Raw genomic sequence first — 8,738 nt, 5'->3', positions numbered from 1 at the left:
CCTTCAAGGTCCTCATCAAGGAGATGCAGTCGCTGTGCCTCAACGTCGAGGTGCTCTCCAGCGACGGCATGTCCATCGAGATGCGCGACACCGACGAGGACGTCTTCCGCGCGGCGGAGGAGCTCGGTATCGACCTGTCCCGGCGTGAGCCGAGCAGCGTGGAAGAAGTCTGAGGGGGAGATCGCACACAATGCTAGACGTCAACTTCTTCGACGAGCTCAGGATCGGCCTCGCGACGGCCGACGACATCCGTCAGTGGTCGCACGGCGAGGTGAAGAAGCCGGAGACCATCAACTACCGCACCCTCAAGCCGGAGAAGGACGGGCTCTTCTGCGAGAAGATCTTCGGTCCGACCCGCGACTGGGAGTGCTACTGCGGTAAGTACAAGCGCGTCCGGTTCAAGGGCATCATCTGTGAGCGCTGTGGCGTCGAGGTGACCCGGGCCAAGGTGCGCCGTGAGCGGATGGGCCACATCGAGCTGGCCGCCCCGGTCACGCACATCTGGTACTTCAAGGGCGTCCCGTCGCGCCTCGGCTACCTGCTCGACCTCGCCCCGAAGGACCTGGAGAAGGTCATCTACTTCGCGGCGTACATGATCACGCATGTCGACACCGAGATGCGTGAGCGTGACCTGCCCTCGCTGGAGGCGAAGATCTCCGTCGAGCGGCAGCACATCGAGCAGCGCCGTGACGCCGACGTCGAGGCCCGGCAGAAGAAGCTCGAGAGCGACCTGGCCGAGCTTGAGGCCGCCGGCGCCAAGGGCGACCAGCGCCGCAAGGTCCGCGAGGGCGCCGAGCGCGAGATGCGCCAGCTCCGCGACCGGGCCCAGCGCGAGCTGGACCGCCTGGACGAGGTCTGGAGCCGCTTCAAGAACCTCAAGGTCCAGGACCTCGAGGGCGACGAGCTGCTCTACCGCGAGATGCGCGACCGCTTCGGCCGCTACTTCAAGGGCGGCATGGGCGCGCAGGCGATCCAGGACCGCCTGATCAGCTTCGACCTCGACGCCGAGGCCGAGAACCTGCGCGAGACGATCCGCAGCGGCAAGGGCCAGAAGAAGGCCCGTGCCCTCAAGCGGCTCAAGGTCGTGTCGGCGTTCCTCAACACCACCAACTCGCCGCGCGGCATGGTGCTCGACTGCATCCCGGTCATCCCGCCGGACCTGCGCCCGATGGTGCAGCTCGACGGTGGCCGGTTCGCGACCTCCGACCTCAACGACCTGTACCGCCGGGTCATCAACCGCAACAACCGCCTCAAGCGTCTGCTCGACCTCGGCGCGCCCGAGATCATCGTGAACAACGAGAAGCGGATGCTCCAGGAGGCCGTCGACGCGCTGTTCGACAACGGCCGTCGTGGTCGCCCGGTGACCGGCCCCGGCAACCGCCCGCTGAAGTCCCTCAGCGACATGCTGAAGGGCAAGCAGGGCCGGTTCCGCCAGAACCTGCTGGGCAAGCGAGTCGACTACTCCGGCCGTTCGGTCATCGTCGTCGGCCCGCAGCTCAAGCTGCACCAGTGCGGCCTGCCCAAGCAGATGGCGCTGGAGCTGTTCAAGCCGTTCGTGATGAAGCGGCTCGTGGACCTCAACCACGCGCAGAACATCAAGTCGGCCAAGCGGATGGTCGAGCGTGCCCGCCCCGTGGTGTGGGACGTGCTCGAAGAGGTCATCACCGAGCACCCCGTGCTGCTCAACCGCGCTCCGACGCTGCACCGCCTGGGCATCCAGGCGTTCGAGCCGCAGCTGGTCGAGGGCAAGGCCATCCAGATCCACCCGCTCGTCTGCACCGCGTTCAACGCGGACTTCGACGGCGACCAGATGGCCGTGCACCTGCCGCTGTCGGCCGAGGCCCAGGCCGAGGCGCGCATCCTGATGCTCTCGACCAACAACATCCTCAAGCCGGCCGACGGCAAGCCCGTGACGATGCCCACCCAGGACATGGTCATCGGCCTGTACTGGCTGACCACGCAGAAGGACGGCGCGGTCGGCGAGGGCCGGGTCTTCGGCTCGATCGCCGAGGCGCAGATGGCCTTCGACCGTCGCGAGCTGGAGATCCAGGCGAAGATCCAGATCCGGCTCAAGGACGTCCTGCCGCCGCGCGAATGGGTCGCGCCGGAGGGCTGGGAGCAGGGTGACCCGATCCGCCTGGAGACGACGTTCGGCCGGTGCCTGTTCAACCAGACGCTGCCGGCGAGCTACCCGTTCGTCAACTTCCAGGTCGGCAAGAAGCAGCTGTCCACGATCGTGAACGAGCTGGCCGAGACCTACCCCAAGGTCGAGGTCGCCAACTCGCTCGACGCGCTCAAGGACGCCGGCTTCCGCTGGGCGACCCGTTCCGGTGTCACGATCGCCATCGACGACGTCGTCGCGCCGCCGAACAAGTCCGAGATCATGGAGAACTACGAGCGCCGCGCCGACAAGGTGCAGCGTGAGTACGAGCGTGGTCTGATCACCGACGAGGAGCGCCGTCAGGAGCTCATCGAGATCTGGACGCACGCGACGGCCGACGTCGAGACCGACATGGTCAACGCCTTCCCGGCGACCAACCCGGTCTGGATGATGGTCAACTCCGGCGCCCGAGGCAACAAGATGCAGGTGCGTCAGATCGCCGGCATCCGCGGCCTGGTGTCCAACACCAAGGGTGAGACGATCCCGCGGCCCATCAAGGCCTCGTTCCGCGAGGGCCTGTCGGTGCTGGAGTACTTCATCTCCACCCACGGACAGCGCAAGGGTCTGGCCGACACCGCTCTGCGGACCGCCGACTCGGGTTACCTGACCCGTCGTCTGGTGGACGTGGCGCAGGACGTCATCGTGCGCGAGATCGACTGCGGCACCGACCGCGCGGTCCCGCTGCACGTCGGCGAGCGTGACGCGTCGGGCAACCTGGTCAAGGCCGAGAACGCCGAGTCCAACGTGCACGGCCGCATCCTGGCCGAGGACGTCGTGGTCGACGGCAAGGTCATCGCGGCCGAGGGCGTCGACATCAACGACAACCACGTGACCGCGCTGGTCGCGGCCGGCATCGAGACCGTCCGCACCCGCAGCGCGCTGGTCTGCGAGGCGAAGATCGGTGTCTGCGCGACCTGCTACGGCCGCTCGCTGGCCACCGGCAAGCTCGTGGACGTCGGCGAGGCGGTCGGCATCATCGCCGCCCAGTCGATCGGTGAGCCCGGCACGCAGCTGACGATGCGTACCTTCCACACCGGTGGTGTGGCCGGTGCCGACATCACCCACGGTCTGCCCCGAGTCCAGGAGCTGTTCGAGGCGCGCATCCCCAAGGGTGTCGCCCCGATCTCCGAGGCGGAGGGCCGGGTCCGCATCGACGAGACCGACAAGGCCAGGAAGCTCATCGTCACGCCGGACGACGGCTCGGAGGAGATCGCCTACCCGGTCTCGATGCGCTCGCGCCTGCTCGTCACCGAGGGGCAGCGCGTCAGCGTCGGCCAGCAGCTGATCGCCGGTGCCGTCAACCCCAACGAGGTGCTGCGCATCCTCGGCCCGCGGGCCGTGCAGCTGCACCTGGTGGCGGAGGTCCAGCAGGTCTACCGGTCGCAGGGTGTGTCGATCCACGACAAGCACATCGAGATCATCGTGCGGCAGATGCTCAAGCGCGTGAACGTGCTGGAGTCCGGTGATACCGACCTGCTGCCCGGCGAGCTCGTGGAGCGGCCGCGCTTCGAGCAGATGAACCGCGAGACGGTGGCGGAGGGCGGCTCGCCGGCCGCCGGCCGTCCGGTGCTCATGGGCATCACGAAGGCGTCGCTGGCCACCGAGTCGTGGCTGTCGGCGGCCTCCTTCCAGGAGACGACCAGGGTCCTGACGGACGCGGCGATCCACGCCAAGTCCGACTCGCTCCTGGGCCTGAAGGAGAACGTCATCATCGGTAAGCTCATCCCGGCCGGTACGGGCATGCCCCAGTACCGCAACATCCGGGTCGAGCCGACCGAGGAGGCCAAGGCCGCCATGTACACCGTGGGCGGCTACGACGGCTCCGCGGCCGACTACACCTTCGGCACCGGCAGCGGCGAGGCCGTTCCGCTGGAGGAGTACGACTTCGGCCAGTACAACCGGTAGTTCGGGACCCGTCCCGCACGTGACGCGCCCGGGCGCCTCCACTGGAGGCCCCGGGCGCGTCCCGTTGTCCGGGAAGTCATCTTGTCGGGAAGTCGTCGCTGCCGCTCACGCCCCCGCGGAGAAGGACAGCGAGCGCGAGGCCCGCTAGTGGCGGGGGTTGAAGGACAGCAGGTCGCCCGGCTGGCAGCCGAGCACCTCGCAGATCCTGGCCAGGGTCGAGAAGCGGATCGCCTTGGCCCGGTTGTTCTTGAGGATCGACAGGTTCACGTTCGTGATGCCGACCCGCTCGGCCAGCTCGACGAGCGTCATACCGCGCTCTTCGAGCAACTGGTCCAGGTGAACCTCGATGGCCTGCTCGGAGCTGTCGGCGGATGGCATCAGACGGTTCCTTCGAGTTCCTCACGCATGGACGCGCCGACGCGGACGACCTTCGCCATGACGACGAGGCCGACACCGGCGACCAGGAACGCCCAGGGGACGCTCCAGTTGAACAGGGCCAGCTCCCAGGGGCGCCTGATGGTGGTGGCCACCATCGACTCGGCCAGGCCGGTCTCGGCGATCGCCGTGTAGAGCGACGACACGAGCGTACCGGCGGCCAGGAAGAGGCCGAGGAACCGCAGCCGGGCGACGACGGTCTCGTCGAACCCGCCCTCCCGCCGGGCACCCCTGATCAGCCGTTCGAGCAGCAGGAGCGCCGCCAGCAGGACGACGACGGTGGCGAAGCGGGAGCTCTGGTAGAGCAGCTGGGTGGCGAAGCCGGAGTCGTCCCTGCACAGGTGCGGGACCGGCTCGGTCACCTCGGCGCCCTCCGCGAGCGGGTACATGAACGGCGCCGAGGTGCTCGCCTTGACGGCGGCGCCCAGCTTCGGGTCCTCGACCATGTTGCCGGGCACGCTGAAGAGGCCGGGCGCGGTCGCGCAGACCAGGCTCCGGGTGCCGAAGGAGCCGAAGGCGTTCTCGCCGCCGGTCACGGCCGCGCGGCCGACCTCGTACGCCGTCATCGCGGCGAGGAGCGCGAGCAGGACGCGCACCGTGATCGCGGTCCACCTGAGAGAGGACGCGTGGGGGGAACCCATGAGGGACACTCCATATCGTCAGTCGTTGCTATCGATAAACGATAGTAACGATATTCGATATGCGATCAAGGGTTTTCGGTCATCGATGTGACGGGAACCACGGCGAAACGCTGTGCGGGCCGGATATCATGGGTGCGGAGCAGTAGTAGTCCCGGGCCTTGATGAACGGCCTCTGCGATCCGGAGTGGCGAGCCTTGTCCGCTTTGCCGCGCCGCTTTGACGTGTCGCAGCGACCTAGGTAGTCTTGAGCATCGTGCCCGTTACTATGCGGGCTCTCGACCGTGCGCTCGTTTTGGGAGCGCGGGACGGCTTCCTGGCTCGTAACCCACCCGGATGTGTCTGTGCGAACAGCGCGACACGCCCGAGCGCGGGGGCGCGGGGGGAGGCAAGAACAGCAGGTCATGACACCGGCAGTACCTGCGATTCGCACAACTGACGTAACACCGGCCAAGGCACGAACGGAGTGGCAGTGCCCACTATTCAGCAGTTGGTCCGCAAGGGCCGGCAGGACAAGGTCTCAAAGACCAAGACTCCTGCCCTCAAGGGGAGTCCGCAGCGACGCGGCGTGTGCCAGCGCGTCTACACCACGACCCCGAAGAAGCCCAACTCGGCACTGCGCAAGGTGGCCCGTGTGCGGCTCACCAACGGCATCGAGGTCACGGCCTACATCCCCGGTGTGGGTCACAACCTGCAGGAGCACTCCATCGTGCTCGTGCGTGGCGGTCGTGTGAAGGACCTGCCGGGTGTTCGCTACAAGATCATCCGTGGTTCGCTCGACACCCAGGGTGTCCGCAACCGCAAGCAGGCCCGTAGCCGCTACGGCGCGAAGAAGGAGAAGAGCTAACAATGCCTCGCAAGGGTTCTCCTGGCCGTCGTCAGCTCATGGCTGACCCGGTTTACAGCTCGCCGCTGGTCACCGCCCTGATCAACAAGGTGCTTCTGGACGGCAAGCGCTCCATCGCGCAGTCGATCGTCTACGGCGCCCTCGAGGGCTGCAGGGACAAGACGGGCAACGACCCGGTCGTCACCCTCAAGCGCGCGCTTGACAACGTCAAGCCGACCCTCGAGGTTCGCAGCCGCCGCGTCGGTGGCGCGACCTACCAGGTGCCGGTCGAGGTGCGCGCCGCGCGCAGCACCACCCTGGCCCTGCGCTGGCTGGTGCAGTACTCCCGCGCCCGCCGCGAGAAGACCATGACCGAGCGCCTCATGAACGAGCTCCTCGACGCCAGCAACGGCCTCGGGGCGAGCGTGAAGAAGCGCGAGGACACCCACAAGATGGCCGAGTCCAACAAGGCCTTCGCCCACTACCGCTGGTAACCCCGGCGGGTTCGACGAGACGACGAGGACGCGAGAGAAGTGGCCACCACGACCGCTCTTGACCTGGCCAAGGTCCGCAACATCGGGATCATGGCCCATATCGACGCGGGCAAGACCACCACGACCGAGCGCATCCTGTTCTACACCGGCATCAACTACAAGATCGGTGAAGTCCACGAGGGCGCTGCCACGATGGACTGGATGGAGCAGGAGCAGGAGCGCGGCATCACGATCACGTCTGCCGCGACGACCTGCGAGTGGCTCGGTCACACCATCAACATCATCGACACCCCGGGTCACGTCGACTTCACGATCGAGGTGGAGCGTTCGCTCCGCGTCCTCGACGGTGCGGTCGCCGTGTTCGACGGTGTCGCTGGTGTCGAGCCGCAGTCGGAGACGGTGTGGCGTCAGGCTGACCGCTACGAAGTGCCCCGCATCTGCTTCGTGAACAAGATGGACCGGGTCGGCGCGGAGTTCCACCGCTGTGTCGACATGATGGTCAACCGCCTGGGCGCGACCCCGGCGGTCATCCAGCTCCCGTGGGGCGTTGAGGCCGACTTCAAGGGCGTCATCGACCTCATCAGGATGAAGGGCCTCATCTGGAGCGCCGAGGCGGCCAAGGGCGAGATGTACGACACCGTCGACATCCCGGCCGACCACGCCGACGTCGCTCGCGAGTGGCGCGACAAGCTGATCGAGACCGTCGCCGAGAACGACGACGAGCTGATGGAGCTCTTCCTCGAGGGCACCGAGCCCACCGAGGAGCAGCTGATCGCGGCCCTGCGCCGCGCCACGCTGAGCAGCGCCATCAACCCGGTCCTGTGCGGCACCGCGTTCAAGAACAAGGGTGTGCAGCCCCTGCTCGACGCGATCGTCGCCTACCTCCCCGCCCCGACCGACATCCCGGCCTTCAAGGGCCACGCGGTCGGCAAGGAGGACGAGGTGATCGAGCGTCACGCGGACCCGACCGAGCCGTTCTCCGCTCTGGCGTTCAAGATCGCCAGCGACCCGCACCTGGGCAAGCTCACCTACATCCGCGTCTACTCGGGCACGCTCGAGACCGGTTCACAGGTCGTCAACTCTGTGAAGGGGAAGAAGGAGCGGATCGGCAAGATCTACCAGATGCACGCCAACAAGCGCGAAGAGCGCCCGACGGCGATCGCTGGTCAGATCGTCGCCGTGATGGGTCTCAAGGACACCACCACGGGCGACACCCTGTCCGACCCGTCCAACCAGGTCGTGCTCGAGTCGATGACGTTCCCGGCTCCGGTCATCAACGTCGCCATCGAGCCCAAGACCAAGGGCGACCAGGAGAAGCTCTCGACCGCCATTCAGCGGCTGGCCGAGGAGGACCCGTCCTTCCAGGTCCGCCGTGACGAGGAGACCGGTCAGACGGTCATCTGGGGCATGGGCGAGCTTCACCTGGAGATCCTGGTCGACCGGATGCGCCGCGAGTTCAAGGTCGAGGCCAACGTCGGTCGTCCGCAGGTCGCCTACCGCGAGACGATCCGCCGCAAGGTGGAGAAGCTCGACTACACCCACAAGAAGCAGACCGGTGGTTCTGGTCAGTTCGCGCGGGTGATCATCAACCTCGAACCGCTGGGCGAAGGCAACGACGGCTACGAGTTCGAGAACAAGGTCACGGGTGGCCGCATCCCGAGGGAGTACATCCCCTCGGTCGACGCGGGCGCCCAGGAGGCCGCCGAGTTCGGCGTGCTGGCCGGCTACCCGATGGTGGGCGTGAAGGTGACGCTGACCGACGGTGCCGCGCACGACGTCGACTCCTCGGAAATGGCGTTCAAGATCGCTGGCTCGATGGCCTTCAAGGAGGCCGCGCGCAAGGCGGACGCCGTGCTTCTCGAGCCGATGATGGCCGTCGAGGTCACCACGCCCGAGGACTACATGGGTGACGTCATCGGTGACCTCAACGGTCGCCGCGGGCAGATCCAGTCCATGGACGAGCGGGCCGGTGCCCGCGTCGTCACGGCGCTCGTGCCGCTGTCTGAGATGTTCGGCTACGTTGGTGACCTGCGTAGCAAGACGCAGGGGCGCGCGAGCTACAGCATGCAGTTCGACTCCTACTCGGAGGTGCCTCCGGGCATCGCCAAGGAGATCGTCGCGAAGGCCCGGGGCGAATAGTCCCGGGACCCCACGAGGCGGGGCGTCGGTTCGCCGGCGCCCGGCCATCGAGGAGGCCACGGCCTCTGGTGGGGTGGTGTGAGCCGCCCCACCGCCTAGGGGTTCGGGAAGTCCCGGGCCCGTGTGTGCAGACGAAAGTC

General features: G+C 67.1%; 6 protein-coding genes. 4 read left to right on the top strand and 2 right to left on the bottom strand.

What is annotated here, in order from left to right; all coding sequences use genetic code 11:
• Positions 1-190 precede the first annotated feature (190 nt).
• Entirely contained in the window at positions 191-4,066 is a 3,876-nt protein-coding gene (locus HTZ77_RS03525; protein ID WP_175587908.1) for a DNA-directed RNA polymerase subunit beta', read from the top strand.
• 144 nt (positions 4,067-4,210) lie between these two features.
• Here the strand turns inward: HTZ77_RS03525 and HTZ77_RS03520 are convergent, their stop codons facing one another.
• Both HTZ77_RS03520 and HTZ77_RS03515 read right to left on the bottom strand, forming a co-directional pair.
• Entirely contained in the window at positions 4,211-4,444 is a 234-nt protein-coding gene (locus HTZ77_RS03520) for a helix-turn-helix domain-containing protein (RefSeq protein ID WP_175587907.1), read from the bottom strand.
• On the bottom strand, positions 4,444-5,142 hold the full coding sequence (locus HTZ77_RS03515; protein ID WP_175587906.1) for a DUF2975 domain-containing protein: 699 nt from the start codon (positions 5,140-5,142) through the stop codon (positions 4,444-4,446). Before HTZ77_RS03515 ends, HTZ77_RS03520 begins: the two co-directional genes overlap by 1 nt.
• 469 nt (positions 5,143-5,611) lie before the next feature.
• Here HTZ77_RS03515 and rpsL point away from each other — a divergent pair, with 469 nt between their 5' ends.
• From rpsL to fusA, 3 genes are all read left to right on the top strand, one after another.
• Complete coding sequence (rpsL, locus tag HTZ77_RS03510) at positions 5,612-5,986, top strand: 30S ribosomal protein S12 (protein ID WP_020542315.1); 375 nt, start codon at positions 5,612-5,614, stop codon at positions 5,984-5,986.
• A 2-nt stretch (positions 5,987-5,988) separates the two neighbouring features.
• Positions 5,989-6,459 carry a 30S ribosomal protein S7 gene (gene rpsG, locus HTZ77_RS03505; protein WP_055505082.1) on the top strand — a complete coding sequence of 157 codons (471 nt, stop codon included), beginning with the start codon at positions 5,989-5,991 and terminating at the stop codon, positions 6,457-6,459.
• 90 nt (positions 6,460-6,549) lie between these two features.
• A complete protein-coding gene (gene fusA, locus HTZ77_RS03500) occupies positions 6,550-8,598 on the top strand; it encodes an elongation factor G (RefSeq protein WP_205302065.1) in 2,049 nt (682 codons plus the stop codon).
• Positions 8,599-8,738: the final 140 nt, after the last annotated feature.

The organism is Nonomuraea montanisoli (assembly GCF_013363975.1).
Taxonomy (GTDB): Bacteria; Actinomycetota; Actinomycetes; order Streptosporangiales; family Streptosporangiaceae; genus Nonomuraea; species Nonomuraea montanisoli.
The sequence above is the reverse complement of the archived record's forward strand: the minus strand, read 5'-3'. Positions and strand labels throughout refer to the sequence as shown.